Consider the following 24,057-nt stretch of genomic DNA (forward strand, 5'->3'; position numbering starts at 1 on the left):
GGTCATGACCAAGTTCGTATTCGTTACCGGTGGCGTAGTGTCCTCACTCGGCAAGGGCATCGCCGCCGCCTCGCTCGCGGCCATTCTTGAGTCGCGCGGCCTCAAAGTCACCCTCCTCAAACTCGATCCTTACATCAACGTCGACCCGGGCACGATGAGCCCGTTCCAGCACGGCGAAGTGTTTGTGACCGAGGACGGCGCAGAAACCGACCTCGATCTTGGCCATTACGAGCGTTTTGTCTCGGCCAAGATGCGCAAGGCGAACAACTTCACCACCGGCCAGATTTACGAATCCGTGATCCGCAAGGAGCGTCGCGGCGAGTATCTCGGCAAGACGGTGCAGGTCATTCCGCATATCACCAACGAAATCCAGGCGTTCATTGAGCGCGGTGCCGCTGCGTCGCACGACGGCAAGGCCGATGTGGCGATCGTGGAAATCGGCGGTACGGTGGGCGATATCGAATCGCTGCCGTTCTTGGAAGCCGCACGCCAAATGAGCCTGCGCCTGGGTCGCAACCAGGTGGCGTTCGCGCACCTGACGCTGGTGCCGTTCATTGCCAGCGCCGGCGAGCTGAAGACCAAGCCGACCCAGCACTCGGTGCAGAAGCTGCGCGAAATCGGCGTGCAGCCGACCGCGCTGCTGTGCCGCGCCGACCGCCCGATCCCTGACGATGAACGCGCGAAGATTTCCCTCTTCGCCAACATGCCGCAGGACGCGGTCATCTCGGTGTGGGACGTCGACACCATCTACAAGATCCCGCAGATGCTCAACGAGCAGGGGCTGGATCGCATCATCTGCGAAGAGCTGCGCATCGAAGCGCCGCCGGCGGACCTGTCGGTGTGGGCGCACATGGTGCACACACTGGAAAATCCGCAGCACGAAATCACCATCGGCATGGTCGGCAAGTACGTTGACCTGACCGAGTCGTACAAGTCGCTGATCGAGGCGCTGCGCCACGCCGGCCTGCATACCTCGACGCGCGTCAATATCGAGTACATCGATTCCGAGGAGTTGGAATCGGGCCATACCCAGGTGCTGGACACACTGGATGCCATTCTGGTGCCGGGCGGCTTCGGCAAGCGTGGTACGGAAGGCAAGATCCGCGCAATTCAGTACGCCCGCGAAAAAGGCGTGCCGTACCTGGGCATCTGCCTGGGGATGCAGTTGGCCGTGATCGAATTCGCTCGCCATCTGGCCGGCATGAAGGACGCCAATAGCACGGAGTTCAACGACGAGACCGAACATCCGGTGGTCGCGCTCATCACCGAATGGCTGGACCGCGATGGCCGCGTCGAAAAACGCTCGGCCGACTCCGATCTGGGCGGCACCATGCGCCTGGGCTCGCAGCGCGTGCCGGTGCAATCCGGCACCAAGGCAGCGGCAATCTACGGCGCGGAGGTCAACGAGCGCCATCGTCACCGCTACGAGGTGAACAACCACTACGTGCCGCAGCTGGAAAAGGCCGGGATGATCATCTCGGCGCGCACGCCGTCGGAAAACCTGCCGGAAATGATGGAACTGCCGGCGTCGATGCACCCGTGGTTCGTCGGCGTGCAGTTCCACCCGGAATTCACCTCGACGCCGCGCGACGGCCACCCGCTGTTCAAAGCCTACGTTGAAGCCGCGCTGGCGCATCACCAGCAGAACACGCAACGCGCTGTCGCCTAAGCGCTGGCACACGGGAACATCATGAAACTCTGCGATTTCGAAGTCGGCCTCGACAAACCGTTCTTCCTGATTGCCGGCACCTGCGTGATCGAATCGGAGCAGATGGCGATCGACACCGCCGGCACGCTCAAGGAAATCACGGGCGCACTGGGCATTCCGTTCATCTACAAGTCGTCGTTTGACAAGGCGAATCGGTCGTCGGACGCCTCGTTCCGCGGTCTGGGCATGGACGAGGGGCTGCGCATTCTGGCGGAAGTGCGTCGTCAGGTTGGCGTGCCGGTGCTGACCGACATCCACGACATCGACGAGATCAAGCCGGTGGCCGAAGTCGTGGACGTGCTCCAGACGCCGGCGTTCCTGTGTCGTCAGACCGATTTCATCCGTGCGTGTGCGCAGAGCGGCAAGCCCGTCAACATCAAGAAGGGTCAGTTCCTCGCGCCGCACGACATGAAGAACGTCATCGACAAGGCGCGTCACGCCGCCCGCGATGCCGGCCTGCCGGAAGACAACTTCATGGCCTGCGAGCGCGGCGCCTCGTTCGGGTACAACAACCTGGTGTCGGACATGCGCTCGCTGGCGATCATGCGCGAGACGGGGGCGCCGGTGGTGTTCGACGCCACGCATTCGGTGCAGTTGCCGGGCGGCCAGGGCACCAGCTCGGGCGGCCAGCGCGAGTTCGTGCCGGTGCTGGCCCGTGCCGCTATCGCCGTAGGGGTTTCGGGTGTCTTCATGGAGACGCACCCGGATCCCGCATGCGCAAAATCAGATGGCCCGAATGCCGTGCCGCTGCGCCGCATGAAAGACTTGCTGTCAGTACTGAAAGAACTGGATGCGCTCACCAAGCGCAGCGGTTTCCTGGAAAATCAGTTCGACTGATTCTTCCCGATGACCGGCGGCTCCACTAGCCGCCGCAGTCGTTTTCGGTTCAGCCCAGTTCAGTTTTTGTTTCGGCATCCGGAGAGAGACACATGGCCGCTGGCTACATCCTCGCGTACGTGGACGTGACAGACCCCGTGCAGTACGAGCAATACAAGACGCTGTCGACCAAAGCCATGCAAACGCATGGCGCCGAGCCGCTGGTGCGCGGCGGCAAGACGGAGCAGTTGGAAGGCGAGTGGAACCCTACCCGCATCGTTGTGCTCAAGTTTCCGAGCTACGACGCTGCCAAGTCGTTCTACGACAGCGAGGAGTATCTCGCTGCGCGCAACGCGCGCGCCAAGGCTGCCAACATGAACATGATCGTGGTCGAAGGCGTTTGAGCTGCCTGTCGACCTCGTAGCGTTACCTGCTTTAAGACACCAAGAGGGATTTTCATGAGTGCCATCGTAGATATCATCGGTCGCGAAGTGCTGGACTCGCGCGGCAACCCCACCGTCGAATGCGACGTGCTGCTGGAATCGGGCGTGATGGGCCGTGCAGCGGTGCCGTCGGGCGCATCCACCGGCTCGCGTGAAGCCATCGAACTGCGTGACGGCGACAAGTCGCGCTACCTGGGCAAGGGCGTGCTCAAGGCCGTCGAGCACATCAACACCGAAATCTCCGAGGCCATCATGGGCCTGGACGCGTCGGAACAGGCGTTCCTGGACCGCACCCTGATCGATCTGGACGGCACCGAGAACAAGAGCCGCCTGGGCGCCAACGCCATGCTGGCGGTGTCGATGGCGGTGGCCAAGGCCGCGGCCGAAGAAGCCGGCCTGCCGCTGTATCGCTACTTCGGCGGTTCGGGCGCCATGCAGATGCCGGTGCCGATGATGAACATCGTCAACGGCGGCGCACACGCCAACAACAGCCTGGACATCCAGGAATTCATGGTGATGCCGGTCGGCCAGTCGAGCTTCCGTGAAGCCCTGCGCTGCGGCGCGGAGATCTTCCACGCGCTGAAGAAGATCCTGGCTGACAAGGGCATGAGCACGGCCGTGGGCGACGAAGGCGGCTTCGCACCGAACTTCGCCAGCAACGAAGAGTGCCTGAACACGATCCTGTCGGCCATCGAGCAGGCTGGCTACAAGGCAGGTGAAGACGTGCTGCTGGCGCTCGATTGCGCCGCGTCCGAGTTCTACAAGGACGGCAAATACCACCTCGAAGGCGAAGGCCTCCAGCTGTCGTCGGAAGATTTCGCCAACTACCTGGCAAATCTGGCTGACAAGTTCCCGATCGTGTCGATCGAAGACGGCATGCACGAGAGCGACTGGGCCGGTTGGAAGGCCCTGACCGAAAAGCTCGGCAAGAAGGTGCAGCTGGTGGGCGACGATCTGTTCGTCACCAACACCAAGATCCTGAAGGAAGGCATCGAGAAGGGCATTGCCAACTCGATCCTCATCAAGATCAACCAGATCGGTACGCTGACCGAGACGTTCGCTGCCATCGAGATGGCCAAGCGCGCCGGCTACACCGCCGTGATCTCGCACCGCTCGGGCGAGACCGAAGACAGCACGATCGCCGACATCGCCGTTGGCACGAACGCCGGCCAGATCAAGACCGGCTCGCTGTCGCGCTCGGATCGCATGGCCAAGTACAACCAGCTGCTGCGCATCGAAGAAGACCTCGGTGATATCGCCAGCTACCCGGGCAAGTCGGCGTTCTATAACCTGCGATAATCCCTCGCAGTTTCGCTCCGCATGACTGTGCGACCGCCGCTCTGGCGGTCGCATGGTATTTGGGGCCCGAGTACTGCCAACGCTTGTCTCTATGCGCCTGATTACGCTGTTCCTGCTGCTGTTGCTGCTTGCTATCCAGTACCCGCTTTGGCTGGGCAAGGGCGGCTGGCTGCGCGTGTGGGATATGCAGAAGCAGGTGACGGCGCAGAATCAGCGCAACGCTGAACTGAAGCAGCGCAACACCAAGCTTGAAGGCGAGGTGAAGGATTTGAAGGAAGGCACGGGCGCCATTGAAGAGCGCGCGCGCTATGAACTGGGGATGGTGAAAGACGACGAAGGCTTCGTGCAGTTCGTCGCGCCGGCCCCGAAAACCAGCGAAACTCCGCTGCCGCCGCCCCCTCCGGCGGGCCAGCAGGCGCATCACTGAGTCTGCTATGCGACGCGTCCTGCAGACGCGATCGCCTTCAGGGCAACTTCCGGGATTTACCAGTAGTACGGATAGCCCCACACGGGCGCCCCGTAGCTGACGCCCCAGCCGCCACGGTGGCGCCATCCGCTGCCGTAATACACCGAATACCCCCCGTAGTACGGATACGGCGCGTAGTACGGCGTGGCTGCATAGGCGCGCGCTTCCGCATCGCGTCGGATGGCTTGATCCGATTCGCGCAGCGCCTTGGCATTCAGCGCATCCAGCTTCTTGCGGTCTTCAGCCGACAGCGGCGCCGGTGCCGCGGCCTGCGTATCGTCCGACAGCCGGGCGGTGTAGGGCATGCCGCCCGGGCCACGCGGCACGGCAACGCAGGCCGACGCCAGCAGCGCCGCCGCAATCGGCAACGCCAGCGCGCCAGCGCGAGAGAAATTCAACGATCGCAAGGGCGAGGAAATGAGCTTGAACATGGTGCGCTCCGCAGCAAGCGGCAGATGAAGAATCTGGCGATTTAGAGCGTGGCCGGCACCGATAAGTGCCGCGCGCCACGCGCACTTCATACTATGTCGCTTGTATTCAGTGACGCTGCTCGGACGCGCCCTGGATGCCTTGCGCGACGGTCTCTTGTGCGAAGAGTTGCGCACAATCCACAGCGTCGAAGCTGTAATGCTGGCCGCAGAATTCACAGTCGATTTCTACCTTGCCGCGCTCTTCCAGAATGCTGTCGACCTCGGGTTGACCCAGCGTGCGCAGCATGGAGCCCACGCGCAGTCGAGAGCACGAGCACCGGAAACGCGGGCTCTGCGGCTCGAACATGCGGATGCCGGCGGCTTCCATTTCTTCCCAGTACAGGCGCTTGATGAGCGTGTCGATCGGCTGCTCGAGCAGTTCGTCGCGGCGCAGCGTCTTGCCCAACTGGCAAACGCGTTCCCACGTGTCGAGGTCTTGCTCCTGCACGTCCTGGTGCAGCGGCTGGCCCGTCTCACCAACCTGCGCGGGTACATGGCCCGTGCGGCCTTCCATGGCTCCCCCATATGAAGGCAAGCGTTGCAGCAACATGCCCGACGCGACCTTGTTGTCAGCCGCCAGCCACAGGCGCGTGTCGAGCTGCTCGGAGCTTTGCATGTAGTGCTCAAGCACTTCGGTGATGGTGGCGAGCGGCCCGTTCTCGTCCGACAGCGGCACGATGCCCTGATACGGCTGCTGGCCGGGCAGCTTGTCCTGCGGATCGAGCGTGATGGCGAAGCGTCCGTTGCCGTGCACGTTGACCATGGCGGCCAGCGTGGCGTCGTCGGCAATCTCTGCGCCTTCGGCAATCTTGGCGGTGGCGCGCATCGACAGGTCGGAGTTGCACTCGACGACCAGCATGTGTACCGGGCCGTCGCCGTGCAGTTGCATGACGAGCGCGCCGTTGAACTTCAGATTGGCAGACAGCAGTGCGGCCGCGGCCATCATCTCGCCCAGCAGCGTGCTGACCGGGGCGGGGTAGCGGCGGCGGCTCAGCACCTCTTGCCACGTCCCTTCCAGGCGCACCAGTTCACCGCGCACGGGCGCGGCGTCGAATACAAATTTCTTCAGCTCGTCAGTCATCCATCGATCCGTTTCAGTTGCTGCTTGTACATCGCCTGTCGCACCGCATACGTTTCGGTGTTCAGGTGCATCTTGGCGATGTCGTCTTCCGTCAGTTTGCGTACGGCCTTCGCAGGCGCGCCCAGAATGAGTGTGCCGTCTTCGAAGACCTTGCCTTCGGTGACGATCGCCCCCGCGCCCACCAGGCAGTTCTTGCCGATCACCGCGCGATTGAGTACCACCGCCTGGATGCCGATCAGCGAGCCTTCGCCGATCGTGCAGCCATGCAGCATGGCTTGGTGGCCGATCGTTACGCGGTCGCCGATGTTCAGCGGGCAGCCCGGGTCGGTGTGCAGCACCGAGCCCTCCTGCACGTTGCTGGCCTCGCCCACGGTAATCGGCTCGTTGTCGCCGCGGATGACGGCACCGGGCCACACGCTCGCGCGTGCTTTCAGCTCCACGCGGCCGATGACGGTCGCTTCGGGGGCCACATAGGCGTTGGCGTCAATGGTCGGTGCAACATCGCCGAGTTGGTAGAGGGCCATGCGATCGGTCTCCAGAATCTGCGTAAATGGGGGAAAAGGGCGCGTCTTCAAGCTTGCCGGGCAAGGCAAGCCGACGCATCGAATTAAAATGGCGGAAAGTCCAAATTGTACGCTGATGACCGCTCCGCAGCCTTGCCCCAAAACGCCTTCCGACACGCTGCGCCATGCTGCCTTGGCGGCCCTGTGCCTCACAGATCCAGCCAGCAAGGTGGACGCCACGCTGCATCTGGGCGAGCGCGCCAAGTGCGCCGACGACGCGAGCTGGGGTATTGACGAAGCCATTGCAGCACCCGAAAGCGGAGTCCCGGGCCGCCCAGACGCGCCGGTGCTCGTGCCGCCTTCCGAGGTTCCGCGCCGTCGTGCGATCGATACGCCACGGGGCCGGGGCGCGTTACTGCACGCGCTCGCGCACATCGAATTCAATGCCATCAACCTTGCGCTCGATGCTGTATGGCGTTTTGCGGCGATGCCCGTGGCGTTCTACCAGGACTGGGCGCGCGTGGCGGCGGAAGAGGCGACGCACTTTTCGTTGCTTGCCGCCCATCTGGCAACGCTCGATTGCCACTACGGCGATCACCCCGCCCACGACGGCCTGTGGCAGATGACGGAGAAAACCGCCGCCGATCCGCTCGCGCGCATGGCGCTGGTGCCGCGCACGCTGGAGGCGCGCGGGCTCGACGCCTCGCCGCCGATTCGCGCCAAGCTCGCCCAGGCGGGCGATATGGCCGCTGCGGGCATCCTCGACATCATCCTGCGGGACGAGATTGGCCACGTGGCGGTCGGCAACCGCTGGTACCGCTGGCTCTGCGCGCGCGCGGGGCTGGACCCCGTGCCGACGTATCGCAAGCTGGCCGCGCAATACGGTGCGCCGCGTTTGCGCGGGCCATTCAACCTGGAGGCGCGCCGCCAAGCCGGTTTCGACGACGACGAAATTGCCGCGCTGGAAGCCTCGTTCTAAGCGCCACGGCGTTGCCCATCCGCCGCTATAATCCCTAGAAAAAGAACGATCGTTCGATTTCTATTCGGTGACGGAAACCATGGACTCCACCACGCAGCCTCCCGCACGTAAGGCCTCAAGTTCGACATATTTGCCCGTGCGCGGTCTGCGCTACCACATCCGCGAATGGGGCGAGCCGGGGGCGCCCATCCTCTTCTTGTTTCATGGGTGGATGGATGTGTCGGCATCGTTCCAGTTTCTGGTCGATGCGCTGCGCGAGCGCTGGCATATCGTGGCACCGGATTGGCGCGGCTACGGCCAGTCTGCCCGGCCCACCGACGCCCCGGGTGTAGAGAGCTACTGGTTTGCCGATTACGTGGCAGACCTCGAAGCCATCATTGATCACTATCAGCCGGAGGGGCAGGTGACACTGGTCGGGCACAGCCTGGGCGCCAACGTGGTTTGCCTGTACGCGGGTATCCGGCCCGAGCGCGTGCGGCGCGTGGTGGATCTGGAGGGCTTCGGCATGTCGGCGTCGAAGGCATCGCAGGCGCCGCGCCGTTATGCGCGTTGGCTCGACGAGCTGAAGGACAAGCCGCGCCTGAACACCTACGCTACCGTTGAAGACGTCGCCGCGCGCCTGCAGAAGACCAACCCGCGCCTGCCGGCCGACAAGGCGGCATTTCTGGCGCAGCACTGGTCGAGCCAAAACGCCGAAGGGCGCTGGGAGATCCTTGGTGACCCTGCGCACAAGATCATCAATCCCCAGCTTTATCGGCTGGATGAGGTGATGGAAATCTGGCGCCGTGTTGCCGCGCCCGTGCTGCACGTCGAGGCCGTCGATTCGCCCACGCTGAAGGCGATCGCGGGCGACGTGCCGCTGGCCGAGTTCAAGACGCGCTTTGCGGCGTTTCCTGATTTCCGTGAGGTGCTGATTGCAGACGCGGGGCACATGCTCCATCACGATCAGCCGGAGCAGGTGGCCGCGCTGATTGAAGCGTTCTGCTTGCAGCGCTGAGCGGCAGGCTCAATGAAGAAACCGCTGTGCTGCGCCGGGCGTCGGCAGCATGCGCGGGTCGCGCGGCGCTTTCATGCCACGCTCGGCCGTCTCGCGCGAAGAGCACGGTAGATGGCACGGTAGACAACGATCATTCGTGCTCCAACGTCGCCAGGTCGAGATAGCCTCGATACGCCGCGACCACGCCCAGTAACGGCACGCTGGCGCGTATGTTGAAGTGGAAGCGGTCACCGTCGCCGGATTCCTCGGCCAATACGGCCGGCCGCAGCCATGCTGGGCAGGGGATACCGAGGAAGCGCAAGCCTTGCAGGCGCATTTGCAACACACCGTGCTCTGCTTCGAGCGCAAAGAACAGACGCACCGCGCCGAGCCGCTCCGTGAGGCGCCCCTGCCGCAGCGACAAGGTTGAGCGCATCGTGTGTCGGGGAAAATCGCGCGTCCAGGTTTCTTCCATGGCGGCGGTTTGGAGCGTGACCCGGATCGGGCCACGCGTCGGTGTCCGTGGCGTGCGAATGCACCATGCAAGCACCCGTGCGAGGCGCGAGGCGGGCGGTTCTGTTTCGACCTCGCCGTGCAGGGTCACCACGCCGGTCATTCGGTGGAATGTCTGCACGGCCGGCGCCAGTTCCGCATATCGCGCGCCAAGCACAGTTTCGTAGAGCGACGGCGCGCGCATGCGAGACCTTATTCCGCCGTTACATGCAGCTTCGTCTGCAGCCCCGCATCGTTGCTCGAATGCGTATGCACGAGCGTCTTATCCGGATTCGCGTAGCGGTATGCCCGGCGCAGCGCCATCGCCACCTCATGGAAGCCCGACAGAATCAGCTTCTGCTTGTTCGGATACAGTGCGATATCGCCTGCGGCGAACACCCCGGGGCGCGACGTCTCATACGCCGTCGTTTCGACCGTGATGCGGCCCGCGCGCATCTCAACGCCCCAGTTGGCAATGGGCCCAGGCTCGGAAACCAGCCCATACAGCGCGATCAGTTCGTCGCAGGGCAGTACGGTTTCGCCGTCGCGCCCGCGGATGGCCGCGCCGGTGAGCGTGCCGTCGGGCGTGCTGTCCAGGCGCGAAAGCATGCCGAGCACAAAATCCATTTCGCCGGCGGCGACGGCGGCGCGCATTTCAGCGACGCTCGCATCGGCGGCGCGAAAGCCCTCTCGCCGATGGACCAGCGTCACGCGTGCGGCCACCTTACGCAACGCGAGCGCCCAGTCGAGTGCGGAATCGCCGCCGCCTGCGATCACCACGCGCTTGCCCGCAAAGCGCGCGGTGTCGCGCACGGCATAGTGCAGATGGCGACCCTCCAGCGCGGTCGCTTCAGGCAAGGCCACGCGTTGTGGGGTGAACGCGCCGTTGCCCGCCGTGATGAGTACGGCGGCGCAGTCGAACACGTCCCCGGCGCTGGTGGTGACGCGAAAGCGCTGGCCGTGCCCGCTTTCCAGCGTTTCGACGGTTTCGGCGCGGCGGCCGCAGAGGATGGGGTAGTGGAACGGCGCACATTGCGCCATCAACCGGTCAACGAGTTCCTGAGCTGTGCACGAGACCAGCGCCGGGATGTCGTAGATCGGTTTTTCCGGGTACAGCTCCGTGCATTGGCCGCCCGGGCGGTCCAATGCGTCCACCAGCACACACGACATGCCCAGCACGCCGGCCTGGAAGGCTGCAAATAGGCCCACCGGCCCCGCGCCCACGACGAGCACGTCGATGCGTTGCTCCAAGGGCTGAGGGAGATCGGCGGGGGCTGTGGCGGCGGAAGTCATGGCAAAGCGTCGAGGACGAAACAATGCGACCACTATAGCCCGCAGCAAGCGCCTCGCCGTGAACACCGCCACGGGCAGTCGGGTCTTCCGAATGCCGATCTTTAGTGGGGTGAGGCCCCCCGGTTGCGCGACGCAGCAGTAAAATGGCGGAATGCCAAACCTCTCCGCCGCCTCCGCCCGAAATGCCGATCTGCACTGCCATTCCACGGTATCGGACGGCATGCTTGCTCCGCACGAAGTGGCCGCCCGTGCTGCTGCGCACGGTGTGACGCTCTGGGCATTGACCGACCACGACGAAGTGGGCGGGCAGGCCGCCGCGCGCGAGGCCGCAGCGGCGCTGGGCATGGATTACCTGTCGGGCGTAGAGATTTCCGTGACCTGGGCGGGACGCACGCTGCACATCGTCGGCCTGGGTATCGACCCGGAGAACGCCGATCTGGTGCAGGGGCTGGAGCGAACACGCTCCGGTCGCTGCGCGCGTGCTGAAGACATCAGCGCCGCGCTGGCCAAGCTCGGCATCGAAGGCGCCTACGAAGGTGCATTGCGCTACGCCGGCAATCCCGACATGGTCTCGCGCACCCATTTCGCCCGCTTCCTGGTCGAGCATGGACACTGCCGCGACATCCACGAAGTGTTTGACCGCTACCTGGGCGACGGCAAGCCGGGCTACGTGCCGCATCGCTGGGCGCGTCTGGCCGATGCGATCAACTGGATCAAGGGCGCGGGCGGGGTCGCGGTGATGGCGCATCCAGGACGCTACACGCTGTCGCTGGTCGAGCACGGCGCGCTGTTTGATGAATTCAAGGCGCTAGGCGGGGAGGGCGTCGAAGTCATCACCGGCAGCCATACGCCCGACCAGTACGCGCTGTACGCCGACGTGGCCCGCCGTTACGGCCTGATGGCGTCGCGTGGTTCAGACTTCCATGGCCCGGGCGAGGGCCGTGTCGAACTCGGCACGCTGCCGCCGCTGCCTGACAACCTGACGCCGGTGTGGAACCGGTGGATGTCCTGAGCGCGCGGCTGCCATGTCCCAGTTCTTCCAGATTCATCCGACTACGCCGCAAGGGCGCTTGGTTCGCCAGGCCGTGGAGATTATCCGTGCCGGTGGCCTTGTCGCGCTGCCCACAGATTCCTGCTACGCACTCGCCTGCCATCTTGACGACAAATCGGCCGTCGAGCGCCTGCGCCGCGTGCGGGGCATCGACGAAAAGCATCACCTCACGCTGATGTGCCGTGACCTTTCCGAGCTGGCCACGTTTGCGCGCGTCGACAACAAGCAGTACCGCGTGCTGAAGGCGGCCACGCCGGGGCCGTTCGTCTTCTTGCTGGAGGCGACCAAGGAGGTGCCGCGCCGGCTTTCGCATCCGTCGCGCAAGACCATCGGCCTGCGCGTACCGGAACACGCGATCCCGCTGGCGCTGATGGCAGAACTGGGTGAGCCGTTGCTCTCCGCCACGCTGCAACTGCCCGGCGATGACGAGCCGCTCAATGAGGCCGAGACCATTCGGGATCGGCTTGAAAAGCAGCTTGAACTCGTCATCGACGGCGGCCCGGCCCCGGCCGAACCCACCACCGTCATCGACCTGACGAGCGGCGAGCCCGAACTCGTAAGGCGTGGCCGAGGCGATCCGGCCCGCGTTGGCTTGTAGGCGACGCCTTGGCGCGTGCTTCGGTGGCGCCGTGGTGCGGCGCGCGCTTGCTACAATAGCCCGCCTATGGACCCCACACTGATCCAAAACATCGCGGTTTACGCGATTCCCGTCCTGTTTGCCATCACGCTGCATGAGGCGGCGCATGGCTATGTCGCCAAGCATTTCGGCGACGATACGGCCTATGTCATGGGCCGCATCAGCATCAATCCGCTGCGGCACATCGATCCGATCGGCACGATTGCGATGCCGCTGCTGCTGTATTTCGCCACCAAGGGCGCGTTTGTGTTCGGCTATGCCAAGCCGGTGCCCGTGCGCTTCGGTCGTCTGCGTGATCCGCGCTGGCATGGCATGTGGGTGGCGCTGGCCGGGCCCGCCACCAACTTTGTCCAGGCGATCTTCTGGGGTGTGCTGGCGGTTGTGTTCGCGGTAGGCGGCGTGAACGACCCGTTCCTGATCGGCATGGCGCGCGCTGGCATTCTGGTCAATATGGTAATGGCGGCGTTCAACATGTTTCCGCTGCCGCCGCTTGATGGCGGGCGCGTGCTGGCGGCACTCCTGCCGCCTCGGCTGGCGCTTGGCCTCTCGCGCATCGAACCGTTCGGCTTTTTCATCGTGATGGCACTGATCATTTCCAACGTCATCACCAATGTCTGGATGCGCCCAATCATGGCGCTGCTGTTTCAACTGCTGCAGTGGATCCTGAGTCCGCTGCAGATGCTGTTTTCCTGAGTCTTCAACTCCATTTCCCACATGTTTCCTGACCGCGTTCTCTCCGGCATGCGTCCGACCGGTGCTCTGCACCTGGGGCATTACCACGGCGTCCTGAAAAACTGGGTCCGGCTGCAAGCCGAGTACCCATGCTTCTTCTTCGTCGCCGACTGGCATGCGCTGACCACGCATTACGAGTCGCCCGAGGTGATCGCGGAATCGGTGTGGGAAATGTTGATTGACTGGCTGGCTGCCGGCGTCGATCCCACCCAGGCCACGCTGTTCATCCAGAGCCGTGTGCCCGAGCACGCAGAGCTGTTCCTGCTGCTCTCGATGGGCACACCGCTGGGCTGGCTTGAACGCGTGCCGACGTACAAGGATCAGATCGAGAAGCTCAAGGAGAAAGACCTCTCCACCTATGGCTTCCTCGGCTACCCGTTGCTGCAGGCCGCGGACATCCTGATTTACCGCGCCGGCTTCGTCCCCGTGGGTGAAGACCAGGTGCCGCACGTCGAGATGACGCGCGAAGTTGCCCGCCGCTTCAACTACCTCTATGGTCGTGAACCGGGCTTCGAAGAGAAGGCGCTGGAAGCGGCCAAGAAGCTCGGCGGCAAGCGCGCCAAGCTGTATCTGGAACTGCGCACGGCCTACCAGGAGCGCGGCGAAGACGAAGCCCTGGAGCAGGCCCGCGCGCTGCTGGCCGAGTCGCAGAGCCTCTCGATGGGCGACCGCGAACGCCTGTTTGGTTACCTGGAAGGCGCCCGCAAGATCATCCTGCCCGAGCCGCAGGTGCTGCTGACCGAGGCGTCGCGCATGCCGGGTCTTGATGGCCAGAAGATGTCCAAGTCGTACGGCAACACGATCCGCATGCGCGAGGACAAGGAAACTGTCGAGAAAAAGGTTCGCACCATGCCGACCGATCCGGCCCGTGTGCGCCGCACCGATCCGGGCGACCCGGACAAGTGCCCGGTCTGGCAACTGCACCAGGTCTACTCCGACGCCGACACGAAAGAGTGGGTGCAGAAGGGCTGCCGCAGCGCCGGCATCGGCTGCCTGGAGTGCAAGCAGCCTGTGATCGAGGGCATTCTGCGCGAACAACAGCCGATGCTCGAACGCGCCCAGAAATACATGGACGATCCGTCGCTGCTGCGCGCCATCATCGCCGATGGCTGTGATAACGCGCGCAAGGTCACGCAAGAGACCATGCGCGAGGTGCGCGAGGCGATGGGTCTGACGTATAGCTGATGGGCCGTTGATGTCTGCTGTCGCATTGGATCCGCACACGCTTGCTGCGCCGTCACCGTGGGTGGCACGGTGGGCGGCTGAACTACCGGCCGGCGCCTCCGTGCTGGATGTGGCTTGCGGCAGCGGCCGCCACGCACGTTGGCTTGCTGGACGCGGCCTGCAAGTGACGGGCATCGATCGTGACGCGGCAGCGCTTTCGGGCCTCGCGGGCATCGCCCAAACCATCGTCGCCGACATCGAAGGAAACCCGTGGCCGTTGCCCGCGGGGGCCACTTTCGATGCCGTTGTGGTCACGAATTACTTGCATCGACCGCTCTGGCCGCGCTTGCTTGCGTCCGTCGCGCCGGGCGGCCGCCTGATCTACGAAACCTTCGCCATCGGAAACGAAACCGTCGGGAAGCCGTCCAATCCGGCATTCCTGCTGGCGCCGGGCGAATTGCTCGATGCCGTGCGCGGCCAACTGCGGGTGATCGGCTATGAGGACGGCTTCCTCGTAGCGCCCCGAGAAGCTTACGTGCAGCGGGTTTACGCGGTTCGCGAGCCGGCCGGGTCGGTTGCGCCGCGCTACGCACTTTGAAGTTGCTGAGGACGGCGGCTTACCCGTCTCTTGGCGGGTCCCAGATGTGGCGAATCCGTTCTGACGATCCGGTACAATCCGACTGTTTACGTTCACGTTTTTGTCTGCTTTCGAAACCATGATCCAGATTTCCGGCAGTCTCGTCGCCATCGTCACGCCCATGCACGAGGACGGCAGCCTTGATTTTCCGTCCCTGCGCAAGCTCATCGACTGGCACATCGCCGAAGGCACCGACGGCATCGTGATCGTCGGCACCAGCGGCGAATCGCCGACCGTGTCGGTGGAAGAGCACCGTGAGCTGATCCGCGTGGCGGTCGAGCAGGCCAACAAGCGCATCCCCATCATTGCGGGTACCGGCGGCAACTCCACGACCGAGGCCGTCGAGCTGACGGCCTATGCTAAGCAAGTGGGCGCCGATGCGTCCCTCCAGGTCGTGCCGTACTACAACAAGCCGACGCAGGAAGGGATGTACCTGCACTTCCGCAAGGTGGCCGAGTCGGTGGATCTGCCGGTCATTCTGTACAACGTGCCGGGTCGCACGGTGGCCGATATGACGGTCGAAACCATGCTGCGTCTGGCTGAAGTGCCGGGCGTCATCGGCGTGAAGGAAGCCACCGGCAACATCGACCGTGCGGCGCACCTCATCAAGGGCGCGCCGGCCTCGTTCAAGATTTATAGCGGGGATGACCCGACGGCCATCGCGCTGATGCTGCTGGGCGGCCACGGCAACATTTCCGTGACAGCCAACGTGGCGCCGCGTGCCATGCACGAACTGTGCGCGGCTGCCATGCGTGGTGACGTGGAAACGGCTCGCCGCATTCACATGCAATTGCTGTCGGTGCACAAGAACCTGTTCGTCGAGTCGAATCCGATTCCCGTCAAGTGGGCTCTCCAGGCCATGGGCAAGATGGAAGGTGGCATCCGCCTGCCGTTGACGCCGCTGGCACCCCAGTATCACGAGGTTGTGCGCGCATCCCTGAAGGATGCCGGGCTGCTCTCCTGATTGTTTCAAGGCCCCTTCCAGACGCTTCTGGGCCCTTAAGCCATCGTTCTCATCTGAAGGATCGCAAGTCAATGAAACTGCACCAAACCCGTCGCGGGGCTGTGGCGACGTCCGCTCAACTGTTGCTGGCCGCGCTGTCGGTTGCCCTGATTTCCGGTTGCGATACCGTCAATGAGGCGATGCAGCCGGACCGCATCGATTACAAATCGCAGGCCAAGAAGGGCCCGACGCTTGAAATCCCGCCCGACCTGACCGGCATCCAGGCTGATCGCCGCTATGCCGCGCCGGACACGGGCACGACCACGCTGTCGGCCTACACGTCGACGGCGCCCAAGGTAACGACGCCTGGCTCGGGCACCGACAACGTGCTGCCGGCCGTGTCCGACATGCGCATCGAGCGCGATGGCAATCAGCGCTGGCTGGTCGTGAAGACCACGCCGGATGCTCTGTGGCCGCAATTGCGCACCTTCTGGCAAGAGCTGGGTTTCCTGCTGGTGATCGATTCGCCCGAGACCGGCATCATGGAAACCGACTGGGCCGAGAACCGCGCGAAGATTCCGCAGGACATCATCCGCCGCACTGTCGGCAAGGTGTTCGATGGTCTGTACTCGACGTCGGAACGCGACAAGTTCCGCACTCGCATCGAGAAGGGCCCGAATGGCACGGTCGAGGTCTACATCTCGCACCGCGGTGCGCAGGAACAACTGGTCGGTTCGTCCAAGGACCAGACTGTGTGGACACCGCGTCCGGCCGATCCCGAACTCGAAGCCGAATTCCTCTCGCGCCTGATGCAGCGTCTGGGTGCCAGCAAGGAAGCCGCACAGCAGAAGCTTGCACAAACGCAGGCTGCGCATCCGGTGCAAGACGGCACGAAGGCTGAACCGGCCCCGCGTACCGGCCCGTCGCTGCTGACGCAATCGAATGGCCAGCCGGTTCTCCAGGTGCCGGAGCCTTTTGATCGCGCCTGGCGTACCGTGGGTCTGGCGCTGGACCGCGTGAACTTCACCGTGGATGATCGCGACCGCTCGCAAGGCGTGTACTTCGTCCGCTACGCCGATACGCGCGCCGAAGCCAACGCACCTGGCTTCTTCTCGCGCCTGTTCTCGGGCACGAAGATCGAAGACCTCAAGCGCGCCAAGCGTTACCGTGTGGTGGTGAAGGACGCAGGCACGTCGTCGACGGTGCTGGTGCAGAACGACGATGGCTCCGCGCAGACCGGCGACATCGGCAAGCGCATCCTGTCGCTGCTCGACGAGCAACTGCGGTAATCGGCATCATGCAGTACGGCTGCCTGGGTGGGCGATGACACTGAGATTCGCCAGCCTTGGCAGCGGCAGTGAAGGGAATGCGCTGCTCGTCGAATCCGCGGGCGGTGCGACGTGCACGCGCATTCTGCTGGATTGCGGATTCGGTATCCGCGAGACTGTGAGGCGGCTCGAACGCCTGGGCTGTACGCCCGAATCCCTCAACGCCATCCTCGTCACGCACGAGCATAGCGATCACGTTGGCAGCGCCTATGCGTTTGCCGCCAAATTCAATATTCCCGTCTGGACCAGCCACGGCACGTATCGCGCCACGGAAAACCTGCGCGGCGCTGACCGTGCGGCCGTGCGTTTCTGCCGCGCCGACGATATGTTCTGTGTTGGCGATCTGCAAATCTTGCCGTACACCGTGCCGCACGACGCGCGCGAACCACTGCAGTTTGTTTTCGATGACGGTGCGCGGCGCCTGGGGGTGCTTACCGATGCCGGCATGTTGACGGAATACCTCTGCACCCACCTGACGGGCATGCACGCCCTCGTGCTGGAATGCAATCACGACCGGGAGATGCTGGCCAACTCAGCCTATCCCTGGTCATTGAAGCGTCGTATCGGTGGGGATTTTGGCCACCTGGCCAATGACATCGCCGCCGCGATCCTCACTCGCGTGCGCCATGACGCCTTGCATACTGTCGTGGCAGCGCATCTGTCCAAGCAGAACAACACACCGCTATTGGCGGCTGAGGCGATCGCAGTGCCGCTGGGTGCCAGCGTTGGAGACGTGCCGATCGCGGATCAGGAAGAAGGGTTGCCCTGGCGCACCGTTTGAGTGCGGCAGGACCGATCGGAGCGCTTTGTAAGATTCAGAAACAACTTTGAATAACAGAGGGCCAGCGCGACTGCTGCCCGCATGCTCGAGCGCCAGTTTGCGCCCAAAAAAAAAGCCGACCCGAAGGTCGGCTTTTTTGTCTCGCGAGAAACGCGATTATTGCTTGGCAGCCGGAGCCGAAGCAGCAGCGTCCGAAGCAGCCGGAGCAGCAGCGGCGTCCGAAGCGGCCGGGGCAGCCGGAGCAGCAGCAGCGTCCGAAGCAGCCGGAGCAGCAGCGGCCGGAGCCGAGGCTTCCGGAGCAGCAGCCGGAGCAGCAGCTTCTTCCTTCTTACCGCAAGCAGCCAGAGCCACAGCAGCCATCAGCGAGGCGATCAGGAGAGACTTTTTCATTTTTTCGATCCTTAAACTGAATATGGAAAGCGGACAACAAAAAGGGCGATGAATAATTACCGGTAATTATCGCTCAGGTACTACACCTTCTTCTCTGCTGGCAGCCAAGCCGCACGAGGGCTGCTCGGCCTGCAAGCTAGCGTCGGATTATAGCGACCTTTACCTACCCTGTGTAGCCGAGTCGGGGCTGACGCACGTGCGATTCAGACGCTTTTGTAACGATCTGTTTCAATGCGGAATCATCGCTGTGCGGGGCCACCCAGCCTCAGCCAGCCTTCTTCGTACCATGCATGCAGCGTATCCATCAGATCCGGCAACCCGGCCGCCGCATCGACGGACGCCGCGCTCGCACGACGTGCATCCGCCAACGCGGAAAGCCACGCAAGCAACGTTCCCGAAGGCTCGAACGTATCGCCGTTGATCCAGAATCGGTGCGCGTCATACAGCGCCTGCGTGCGCGCATCGAGCACGATGCCTTCCTTGCGTGCCCGGGCTGTGAAACGGGCGAGCGGCAAACGGGGTTGCGTGACGAAGTCGACGTGATCCTTGGGCTCGGAAAGGTACGCGCCTAGGAACTCGCCGACGAGTTCAGGCGTCCAGCGCAACGCATTGAGTTTCTGGACGAGGGCCTTGACCATGGCAGCCGGCAGTTCGCCGGGGTGCGCGGTAGGTTTTTGCTCGGGATCGGCGTACCGGCCTTCGAAGTTGGGATCGTCTTCCAGCGTTTGCGACAGGAAGCCCAAAAAGTGGCCGGCCAGTTCACGGTACGAGGGCGAGCGGAATCCGATGGAGTACGTCATGCAGTCTCCCTCTGCCACGCCATCGTGTGCGTAGTGCGGGGGCAGATACAGCATGTCGCCTGGCTCAAGCACAAATTCCTCTTCAGGTTGGAAGTTGGCCAGGATTTTGAGCGGCAGATCGGGGACGAGCGTGAGATCGTCCTGGGCGGAAATGCGCCAGCGGCGTTTGCCGTGGGCCTGCAACAGGAACACATCGTACGAATCGAAGTGCGGGCCGACTCCGCCGCCGTCGGTGGCGAAGCTGATCATCACGTCATCGAGCCGCGCGTCCGGAATGAACCGGAAGCGCTGCATGAGCGCTTCAACCGCCGGCTCGACGAGGTTTGCGCCTTGCACAAGCACCGACCAGTTGCGCGTCTTGCGTGAAGGCAGCGGGCGTTCGTCGAAGGGGCCGTGGTTGAACGACCAGCGGCCGCGCGATTGCGCGATCAGGCGGGACTCGACGTCAGGGCGCTCCGCCAGGGCAAGGACACGTTCGGGAGATAGCGGAAAGTGCAGTGCACGCATCTCTTCCGGGGAAAGTGCCTGCCGGATCAGCAGAGGCTTTTTCTGCCAGTGCGTGCGCATGAAATCGCGCGGCGACAGCCCGCCGAGGAGTTGCGCCGGGCGCTCGAGCGGAAGAGCGGGTTGGACGCCGCCATCGGCAGCGTATAATGAGACTTCGTTCATGGAGTGCGCAATTGAAAATCGCGAAGAATACGGTGGTGTCGGTGGCTTACAAACTGTCCGACGCGCAGGGCAACGTCATCGAGGAATCCGATGAGCCGATGGTGTATTTGCACGGCGGCTATGATGGCACGTTCCCCAAAATCGAGGAAGCGCTGGACGGCCAGGAGCAAGGCTTTGAGACCAAACTGCAGCTCGAGCCGGACGACGCCTTCGGTGACTACGATCAAGAGCTGATCAAGATCGAGCCGCGTGATCGCTTTCCGGAACCGCTTGAAGTCGGCATGCAGTTCGAGGGCGTGCCCGAAGATGGCGACGAGGAAGACGCCATCGTCTACACCGTCACCGACGTGGCGGAAGACAAGGTTGTTCTGGACGGCAATCACCCGCTGGCCGGCATGGCGCTGCGCTTCGAACTGAAGGTTACGGAAGTTCGTGAAGCCACGGCTGAAGAAATCGAGCACGGCCATGTGCACGGTGAAAACGGCCTTGAAGTGGTGGACGAGGACGAAGACGACGACAAGCCGCACACGCTGCACTGATCGGCAAGTCCATCGAGATGCAAGAACGGGAGCTTCGGCTCCCGTTTTTTATTGCACCGGCGCTGGCGTGATTTCCGGCGCCGGGGCAGGGGTGTTGTCTAGGCGGCGGCTGCGGAGATGAAACAGCGGCGAGTGGCCTGGTGTGACGGACACTTCCAGCCAGCGATCCAGCACTGGCGAACCATAGGTCCGGGCGCGCATGACGTGCGAGTCCGGGCGGCCGTTTTCGTCCTTGAGCGGACGGTCGAGCATGAAAGTCTGGCTGGCGCCGTGGATCAGGAGGACGGCGCCGTCGTAATCGCGCGTGAGCGTTCGCAACTGGCGCTTCAGTGCGAGGTAGCCGTCATGCGAGCGCCGCCGAAGCAAGCCGTCGAACAGGTTAGGCGCACGACGCCGTTCCCATCCGTCTTCAAAGAGCGGGTCGGCCTGCATCATGATCACCACGCCGGCCATCTTGCGTTGGCGCGCGACGGCAAAGGCGCGTGCTAACCATTGGCGATTGGCTTCGAGGCGATCTTCGTATTCGCCGTTGCGTCCGCCTGCGATCTTGTAGTTGTTGTTGTCGCCGGGCACGTTGAGGGTGACGAACAGCACGTCATTCATCGTCCAGCGTGTGTTTTCGCGGTAGCTGCGGAACTTGGCCTGATCGGACTGGCGCATGACGGTCATGGCGCGCTGGCCGAGCGTGTTGTCGTCCGGGTAGAACAGCTCGCGCAGGCGCAACAGGCGCTCCACCGGGTCGAAGCCGCCGGCGGCGGGGCGTTGGCAGTCGCTCCAGTCGTGGTCGCCCGGGATGTAGATGACCGGGGCGATCAGGCTGTCGAGCAGGTCATGACGTGCTTCGAGCAGCGTGTCGGAGCACGATTCATCCCGGCCCTTGAGGTTGCCCAGATGGACAACAAAGGCCGGATGTTCGGCGTCGATGGCGTCCAGTAATGCATGCGCAGGGGCGACATCTTCAGCGCGCTCGGGCACATTGCCGATCACCGTGAAGGTGAAGGCGGCCGGCGCGTCAGTTGCAGGCTTCGTGCTCTTTGACGCGGCGGGCGCAGCCATCGGCAGCAGCATCGCCAACGTTATGGCGATGCATTGGAGCGTGCGGAAAGCTGCGCCGGGCCGGGTCATCGGAATCAGGCGGATGGGCTTGCCAGCGCCTTGAGACGGTACAACGCGTCGAGCGCCTCGCGCGGCGTCATGTCGTCAGGGTTGATTCCGGCGAGCGCATCCGTCAGCGCGCTGTCGGGGGCTTCATCGCTGGCATCGTCTTCGTCGTCGATGGGCGTTTCGGCGGCGAGTGCGAACAGGTCGAGCTGGGGCGTGGCGCCGGTGTCGGCGGAATGCTGCTCCAGCCAGGCGAGCCGTTTGCGTGCGGCACGAATGACCGGCTGCGGCACCCCGGCCAACTGCGCGACCTGCAACCCGTAGCTTTGGCTGGCCGGACCTTCCTGCACGGCATGCAGAAAAACGATGCCGTCACCGTGTTCGACGGCGGAGAGGTGCACGTTGGCGGCCTGTGCAAACTCCTGCGGCAGTTGCGTCAGCTCGAAATAGTGCGTGGCGAATAGCGTGTGGCTGCGGTTGTGCGACAGCAGGTGGCGCGCAATTGCCCAGGCGAGCGCCAGACCATCAAACGTGCTCGTGCCGCGGCCGATTTCGTCCATCAGCACCAGGCTGTTGGGCGTGGCGCGGTGCAGGATGGCAGCGGCTTCGGTCATCTCGACCATGAAGGTCGAGCGCCCGCCCGCCAGATCGTCGGCCGCGCCGATGCGCGTGAAGATGCGGTCGATCGGTCCGATGACGGCTGCTTCCGCCGGCACAAACGCGCCCACGTAGGCGAGCAGCACGACCAGCGCGGTTTGCCGCATGAAGGTCGATTTACCACCCATGTTCGGGCCCGTGATCAGCAGCAGCTTGCGCGCCTCCTGCAGCACGCAGTCGTTGGCGACGAACTGTTCGACTTGTTGTTCGACCACCGGATGGCGGGCGCGGGTCAGTTCAATGCCGGGTGCATCCGTCAGCATGGGACGCGACCACGACAGCGCATGCGCACGCTCGGCCAGCGTCGCGAGCACATCGGCCTGCGCCAGCGCGGCGGCAATGCGCTTGAACTCGGCCAGATGCGGCAGCAGCTTCTGCAGCAGTTCCTCATAGAGCAGCTTTTCGCGCGACAGCGCGCGGTCTTGCGCCGACAAGGCCTTGTCTTCAAACGCCTTCAACTCGGGCGTGATGTAGCGCTCGGCGTTCTTCAGCGTCTGGCGACGCCGGTAATCGTCGGGCACCTTGGCGGCCTGGCCATTGGTGACTTCGATGTAGAAGCCGTGCACGCGGTTGTACTCGACCCGCAGATTGGCGATGCCGGTGCGCTCGCGCTCGCGGGCTTCCAGATCGACGAGAAACTGGCCACAGTTTTCAGAGATATCGCGCAGCTCATCAAGATCTGCGTCGTAGCCTCGGGCGATGACGCCGCCGTCACGCACCATGGCTGCGGGCTCAGCCATCACGGCGCTCTGGAGCAGGGCGTGGGCATCTTCGGGCAGGGTGAGCGCGGCGTACAGCTCGGCGAGCAGCGGCGCGGCATCGCTTTGAGGCAGCTCTTCGCGAATCTCAGGCAGGCGTGCGAGCGTGTCACGCAACGATGACAGATCGCGCGGGCGCGCCGACAGCAGTGCCAGTCGCCCGGTAATGCGCTCCACATCCGAGAGCGTGCGCAGCGTCGCACGCAACGTTTGCCAATCGCTGCCGAGCAGCACTTCGATCGCCTGCTGCCGTGCTTGCGGCACCGCGCGATCCCGCAGCGGATGATGCAGCCAGTGGCGCAGCAGGCGGCTGCCCATGCTGGTCGCGCAGGTGTCCAGCAGCGAGAACAGCGTCGGCGATTCCTGCCCACGCAGCGTCTCGGTCAACTCCAGGTTGCGGCGCGTGGCGGTGTCCAGGCCGATGAATTCGCTCTCATGCTCGACGGTCAAGCCGATCACGTGGCGCAGAGACTGGCCTTGCGTGGCCGCAGCGTAATTGAGCAGCGCGCCGGCAGCCGCCAGTGCGGCCGTCAACGTTTCCGCACCGAAAGCAACGAGGCTCGCCACACCGAGTTGTTCGCGCAGGCGGCGGGTGCCGGCTTCCACGTCGAAATGCCAATCGGGCAGGCGCGTGCGGGCAACATCCACCTGGATGGTGTTCAGCGTTGCATCGTCGGCCAGCACTTCAGCGGGGCGGATGCGCTCGAGTTCGCGGTCGAGCTGGTCGGGGCTGCACTCCATCACGCGCAGTTCGCCGCCGACCAGGTTGAGCCACGCCAGACCGATCAGCGGTGCCGAGCCACGCTTGCCCGGCAAGTGCGCGATGGCCAGTAGGTGATTGTTGACCTTGTCGGAGAGCAGCGCGGCGTCTGTCAACGTGCCGGGTGTGACGACGCGCACGACCTTGCGCTCGACCGGCCCCTTGGTCGTGGCCGGATCCCCGATCTGCTCGCAGATCGCAACGGATTCGCCCAGCTTGACGAGCTTGGCGAGGTATTGCTCCGCAGCGTGGAACGGGATGCCCGCCATGCGGATCGGATGCCCGTTGGAGCTGCCGCGTGCGGTGAGCGTGATATCGAGCAGGCGCGAGGCTTTTTCGGCGTCTTCAAAGAAGAGCTCGTAGAAGTCGCCCATGCGATAGAAGACAAGCGTGTCTGGATGCCCAGCCTTCAAGCGAAGGTACTGTTGCATCATTGGAGTGTGCTTGTCGAAGGGGCCGTATTTCGGGTCGATCTCCAGAACCGGAGCGGAGTGTTCAGCCATGAGTACCAATGCGCAGCGCGCGGCCCGATGTCATGCGATTAGGCCGCGCGCGGAAGGTGTTGAATCGTGCAATTGTTGCAT

The 24,057-nt window shown here is 63.8% G+C and carries 25 protein-coding genes; 16 read left to right on the forward strand and 9 right to left on the reverse strand.

Annotated elements, in window-relative coordinates:
* Positions 1 to 4: 4 nt before the first annotated feature.
* The 5 genes from ACU8YE_RS02225 to ftsB all read left to right on the forward strand — a co-directional run bounded on the left by ACU8YE_RS02225 (position 5) and on the right by ftsB (position 4,693).
* The gene (locus ACU8YE_RS02225; RefSeq protein WP_232042442.1) at positions 5 to 1,669 is read left to right on the forward strand and encodes a CTP synthase; all 1,665 of its coding nucleotides are present in this window, start codon (positions 5 to 7) and stop codon (positions 1,667 to 1,669) included.
* Between the two features lie 21 nt (positions 1,670 to 1,690).
* Positions 1,691 to 2,545, forward strand: coding sequence for a 3-deoxy-8-phosphooctulonate synthase (gene kdsA / locus ACU8YE_RS02230; protein ID WP_316877855.1), 855 nt, complete (start codon positions 1,691 to 1,693; stop codon positions 2,543 to 2,545).
* Positions 2,546 to 2,637: 92 nt separating this feature from the next.
* Positions 2,638 to 2,928 (forward strand): DUF1330 domain-containing protein, encoded by a 291-nt coding sequence (locus ACU8YE_RS02235; protein WP_316868764.1) that lies wholly within the window; start codon positions 2,638 to 2,640, stop codon positions 2,926 to 2,928.
* 54 nt (positions 2,929 to 2,982) lie between these two features.
* The gene (eno, locus tag ACU8YE_RS02240) at positions 2,983 to 4,266 is read left to right on the forward strand and encodes a phosphopyruvate hydratase (RefSeq protein ID WP_009238483.1); all 1,284 of its coding nucleotides are present in this window, start codon (positions 2,983 to 2,985) and stop codon (positions 4,264 to 4,266) included.
* A 91-nt stretch (positions 4,267 to 4,357) separates the two neighbouring features.
* Complete coding sequence (gene ftsB / locus ACU8YE_RS02245) at positions 4,358 to 4,693, forward strand: cell division protein FtsB (protein WP_012435260.1); 336 nt, start codon at positions 4,358 to 4,360, stop codon at positions 4,691 to 4,693.
* Positions 4,694 to 4,749: 56 nt separating this feature from the next.
* On the opposite strand, the gene ACU8YE_RS02250 is transcribed toward ftsB, so the two are convergent.
* The 3 genes from ACU8YE_RS02250 to ACU8YE_RS02260 form a co-directional block, all read right to left on the reverse strand.
* Complete coding sequence (locus tag ACU8YE_RS02250; RefSeq protein WP_446928015.1) at positions 4,750 to 5,163, reverse strand: hypothetical protein; 414 nt, start codon at positions 5,161 to 5,163, stop codon at positions 4,750 to 4,752.
* Between the two features lie 106 nt (positions 5,164 to 5,269).
* Positions 5,270 to 6,283 carry an Hsp33 family molecular chaperone HslO gene (gene hslO / locus ACU8YE_RS02255; RefSeq protein ID WP_260802698.1) on the reverse strand — a complete coding sequence of 338 codons (1,014 nt, stop codon included), beginning with the start codon at positions 6,281 to 6,283 and terminating at the stop codon, positions 5,270 to 5,272.
* Positions 6,280 to 6,807 (reverse strand): gamma carbonic anhydrase family protein, encoded by a 528-nt coding sequence (locus ACU8YE_RS02260; RefSeq protein WP_004626140.1) that lies wholly within the window; start codon positions 6,805 to 6,807, stop codon positions 6,280 to 6,282. Before ACU8YE_RS02260 ends, hslO begins: the two co-directional genes overlap by 4 nt.
* 115 nt (positions 6,808 to 6,922) lie before the next feature.
* Between ACU8YE_RS02260 and ACU8YE_RS02265 the strand changes: the two genes are divergently transcribed.
* Together ACU8YE_RS02265 and ACU8YE_RS02270 are read left to right on the forward strand one after the other, a co-directional pair.
* Entirely contained in the window at positions 6,923 to 7,765 is an 843-nt protein-coding gene (locus ACU8YE_RS02265; RefSeq protein ID WP_446928016.1) for a ferritin-like domain-containing protein, read from the forward strand.
* A gap of 79 nt (positions 7,766 to 7,844) precedes the next feature.
* Positions 7,845 to 8,762 carry an alpha/beta fold hydrolase gene (locus ACU8YE_RS02270; RefSeq protein WP_343619075.1) on the forward strand — a complete coding sequence of 306 codons (918 nt, stop codon included), beginning with the start codon at positions 7,845 to 7,847 and terminating at the stop codon, positions 8,760 to 8,762.
* 130 nt (positions 8,763 to 8,892) lie between these two features.
* On the opposite strand, the gene ACU8YE_RS02275 is transcribed toward ACU8YE_RS02270, so the two are convergent.
* Together ACU8YE_RS02275 and ACU8YE_RS02280 are read right to left on the reverse strand one after the other, a co-directional pair.
* Entirely contained in the window at positions 8,893 to 9,438 is a 546-nt protein-coding gene (locus tag ACU8YE_RS02275) for a DUF4166 domain-containing protein (protein WP_232042449.1), read from the reverse strand.
* An 8-nt stretch (positions 9,439 to 9,446) separates the two neighbouring features.
* The gene (locus tag ACU8YE_RS02280; RefSeq protein ID WP_446928017.1) at positions 9,447 to 10,526 is read right to left on the reverse strand and encodes an NAD(P)/FAD-dependent oxidoreductase; all 1,080 of its coding nucleotides are present in this window, start codon (positions 10,524 to 10,526) and stop codon (positions 9,447 to 9,449) included.
* 151 nt (positions 10,527 to 10,677) lie between these two features.
* Between ACU8YE_RS02280 and ACU8YE_RS02285 the strand changes: the two genes are divergently transcribed.
* From ACU8YE_RS02285 to ACU8YE_RS02320, 8 genes are all read left to right on the forward strand, one after another.
* Positions 10,678 to 11,538: a 3',5'-nucleoside bisphosphate phosphatase gene (locus tag ACU8YE_RS02285; protein ID WP_446928018.1), complete on the forward strand. Its 861-nt coding sequence runs from the start codon at positions 10,678 to 10,680 to the stop codon at positions 11,536 to 11,538.
* 13 nt (positions 11,539 to 11,551) lie between these two features.
* Complete coding sequence (locus tag ACU8YE_RS02290; protein ID WP_232042452.1) at positions 11,552 to 12,175, forward strand: L-threonylcarbamoyladenylate synthase; 624 nt, start codon at positions 11,552 to 11,554, stop codon at positions 12,173 to 12,175.
* A 66-nt stretch (positions 12,176 to 12,241) separates the two neighbouring features.
* The gene (locus ACU8YE_RS02295) at positions 12,242 to 12,907 is read left to right on the forward strand and encodes a site-2 protease family protein (protein ID WP_232042453.1); all 666 of its coding nucleotides are present in this window, start codon (positions 12,242 to 12,244) and stop codon (positions 12,905 to 12,907) included.
* Positions 12,908 to 12,928: 21 nt separating this feature from the next.
* On the forward strand, positions 12,929 to 14,131 hold the full coding sequence (locus ACU8YE_RS02300) for a tryptophan--tRNA ligase (protein WP_232042454.1): 1,203 nt from the start codon (positions 12,929 to 12,931) through the stop codon (positions 14,129 to 14,131).
* A 10-nt stretch (positions 14,132 to 14,141) separates the two neighbouring features.
* A complete protein-coding gene (locus ACU8YE_RS02305) occupies positions 14,142 to 14,708 on the forward strand; it encodes a class I SAM-dependent methyltransferase (protein ID WP_446928019.1) in 567 nt (188 codons plus the stop codon).
* Positions 14,709 to 14,826: 118 nt separating this feature from the next.
* Entirely contained in the window at positions 14,827 to 15,711 is an 885-nt protein-coding gene (gene dapA / locus ACU8YE_RS02310; RefSeq protein ID WP_024976031.1) for a 4-hydroxy-tetrahydrodipicolinate synthase, read from the forward strand.
* A 71-nt stretch (positions 15,712 to 15,782) separates the two neighbouring features.
* Entirely contained in the window at positions 15,783 to 16,979 is a 1,197-nt protein-coding gene (gene bamC / locus ACU8YE_RS02315; protein WP_232042456.1) for an outer membrane protein assembly factor BamC, read from the forward strand.
* Between the two features lie 34 nt (positions 16,980 to 17,013).
* A complete protein-coding gene (locus tag ACU8YE_RS02320) occupies positions 17,014 to 17,799 on the forward strand; it encodes an MBL fold metallo-hydrolase (RefSeq protein WP_446928020.1) in 786 nt (261 codons plus the stop codon).
* Positions 17,800 to 17,955: 156 nt separating this feature from the next.
* Here the strand turns inward: ACU8YE_RS02320 and ACU8YE_RS02325 are convergent, their stop codons facing one another.
* Both ACU8YE_RS02325 and ACU8YE_RS02330 read right to left on the reverse strand, forming a co-directional pair.
* Positions 17,956 to 18,189, reverse strand: a complete 234-nt coding sequence (locus ACU8YE_RS02325) for a hypothetical protein (protein ID WP_446928021.1) — start codon at positions 18,187 to 18,189, stop codon at positions 17,956 to 17,958.
* A gap of 239 nt (positions 18,190 to 18,428) precedes the next feature.
* The gene (locus tag ACU8YE_RS02330) at positions 18,429 to 19,658 is read right to left on the reverse strand and encodes a ribosomal protein uL16 3-hydroxylase (protein WP_446928022.1); all 1,230 of its coding nucleotides are present in this window, start codon (positions 19,656 to 19,658) and stop codon (positions 18,429 to 18,431) included.
* 11 nt (positions 19,659 to 19,669) lie between these two features.
* Between ACU8YE_RS02330 and ACU8YE_RS02335 the strand changes: the two genes are divergently transcribed.
* A complete protein-coding gene (locus ACU8YE_RS02335) occupies positions 19,670 to 20,197 on the forward strand; it encodes an FKBP-type peptidyl-prolyl cis-trans isomerase (protein ID WP_147213627.1) in 528 nt (175 codons plus the stop codon).
* Between the two features lie 48 nt (positions 20,198 to 20,245).
* On the opposite strand, the gene ACU8YE_RS02340 is transcribed toward ACU8YE_RS02335, so the two are convergent.
* Positions 20,246 to 21,322, reverse strand: a complete 1,077-nt coding sequence (locus ACU8YE_RS02340; protein ID WP_260802687.1) for a metallophosphoesterase — start codon at positions 21,320 to 21,322, stop codon at positions 20,246 to 20,248.
* A gap of 5 nt (positions 21,323 to 21,327) precedes the next feature.
* Entirely contained in the window at positions 21,328 to 23,976 is a 2,649-nt protein-coding gene (gene mutS / locus ACU8YE_RS02345; protein ID WP_446928023.1) for a DNA mismatch repair protein MutS, read from the reverse strand.
* Positions 23,977 to 24,057 lie beyond the last annotated feature (81 nt).

This window comes from Ralstonia sp. VS2407 (assembly GCF_052950655.1).

Coding starts and splice junctions, on each gene's coding strand:
- ACU8YE_RS02275 (WP_232042449.1), bottom strand. CDS start 9,438: ATGCGCGCGCCGTCGCTCTACGAAACTGTGCTTGGCGCGCGATATGCG.
- ACU8YE_RS02235 (WP_316868764.1), top strand. CDS start 2,638: ATGGCCGCTGGCTACATCCTCGCGTACGTGGACGTGACAGACCCCGTG.
- hslO (WP_260802698.1), bottom strand. CDS start 6,283: ATGACTGACGAGCTGAAGAAATTTGTATTCGACGCCGCGCCCGTGCGC.
- ACU8YE_RS02330 (WP_446928022.1), bottom strand. CDS start 19,658: ATGAACGAAGTCTCATTATACGCTGCCGATGGCGGCGTCCAACCCGCT.
- bamC (WP_232042456.1), top strand. CDS start 15,783: ATGAAACTGCACCAAACCCGTCGCGGGGCTGTGGCGACGTCCGCTCAA.
- ACU8YE_RS02265 (WP_446928016.1), top strand. CDS start 6,923: ATGACCGCTCCGCAGCCTTGCCCCAAAACGCCTTCCGACACGCTGCGC.
- mutS (WP_446928023.1), bottom strand. CDS start 23,976: ATGGCTGAACACTCCGCTCCGGTTCTGGAGATCGACCCGAAATACGGC.
- kdsA (WP_316877855.1), top strand. CDS start 1,691: ATGAAACTCTGCGATTTCGAAGTCGGCCTCGACAAACCGTTCTTCCTG.
- ACU8YE_RS02320 (WP_446928020.1), top strand. CDS start 17,014: ATGACACTGAGATTCGCCAGCCTTGGCAGCGGCAGTGAAGGGAATGCG.
- ACU8YE_RS02280 (WP_446928017.1), bottom strand. CDS start 10,526: ATGACTTCCGCCGCCACAGCCCCCGCCGATCTCCCTCAGCCCTTGGAG.
- ACU8YE_RS02300 (WP_232042454.1), top strand. CDS start 12,929: ATGTTTCCTGACCGCGTTCTCTCCGGCATGCGTCCGACCGGTGCTCTG.
- ACU8YE_RS02295 (WP_232042453.1), top strand. CDS start 12,242: ATGGACCCCACACTGATCCAAAACATCGCGGTTTACGCGATTCCCGTC.
- ACU8YE_RS02270 (WP_343619075.1), top strand. CDS start 7,845: ATGGACTCCACCACGCAGCCTCCCGCACGTAAGGCCTCAAGTTCGACA.
- dapA (WP_024976031.1), top strand. CDS start 14,827: ATGATCCAGATTTCCGGCAGTCTCGTCGCCATCGTCACGCCCATGCAC.
- ACU8YE_RS02325 (WP_446928021.1), bottom strand. CDS start 18,189: ATGAAAAAGTCTCTCCTGATCGCCTCGCTGATGGCTGCTGTGGCTCTG.
- ACU8YE_RS02285 (WP_446928018.1), top strand. CDS start 10,678: ATGCCAAACCTCTCCGCCGCCTCCGCCCGAAATGCCGATCTGCACTGC.
- ACU8YE_RS02260 (WP_004626140.1), bottom strand. CDS start 6,807: ATGGCCCTCTACCAACTCGGCGATGTTGCACCGACCATTGACGCCAAC.
- ACU8YE_RS02340 (WP_260802687.1), bottom strand. CDS start 21,322: ATGACCCGGCCCGGCGCAGCTTTCCGCACGCTCCAATGCATCGCCATA.
- ACU8YE_RS02305 (WP_446928019.1), top strand. CDS start 14,142: ATGTCTGCTGTCGCATTGGATCCGCACACGCTTGCTGCGCCGTCACCG.
- ACU8YE_RS02290 (WP_232042452.1), top strand. CDS start 11,552: ATGTCCCAGTTCTTCCAGATTCATCCGACTACGCCGCAAGGGCGCTTG.
- ftsB (WP_012435260.1), top strand. CDS start 4,358: ATGCGCCTGATTACGCTGTTCCTGCTGCTGTTGCTGCTTGCTATCCAG.
- eno (WP_009238483.1), top strand. CDS start 2,983: ATGAGTGCCATCGTAGATATCATCGGTCGCGAAGTGCTGGACTCGCGC.
- ACU8YE_RS02225 (WP_232042442.1), top strand. CDS start 5: ATGACCAAGTTCGTATTCGTTACCGGTGGCGTAGTGTCCTCACTCGGC.
- ACU8YE_RS02250 (WP_446928015.1), bottom strand. CDS start 5,163: ATGTTCAAGCTCATTTCCTCGCCCTTGCGATCGTTGAATTTCTCTCGC.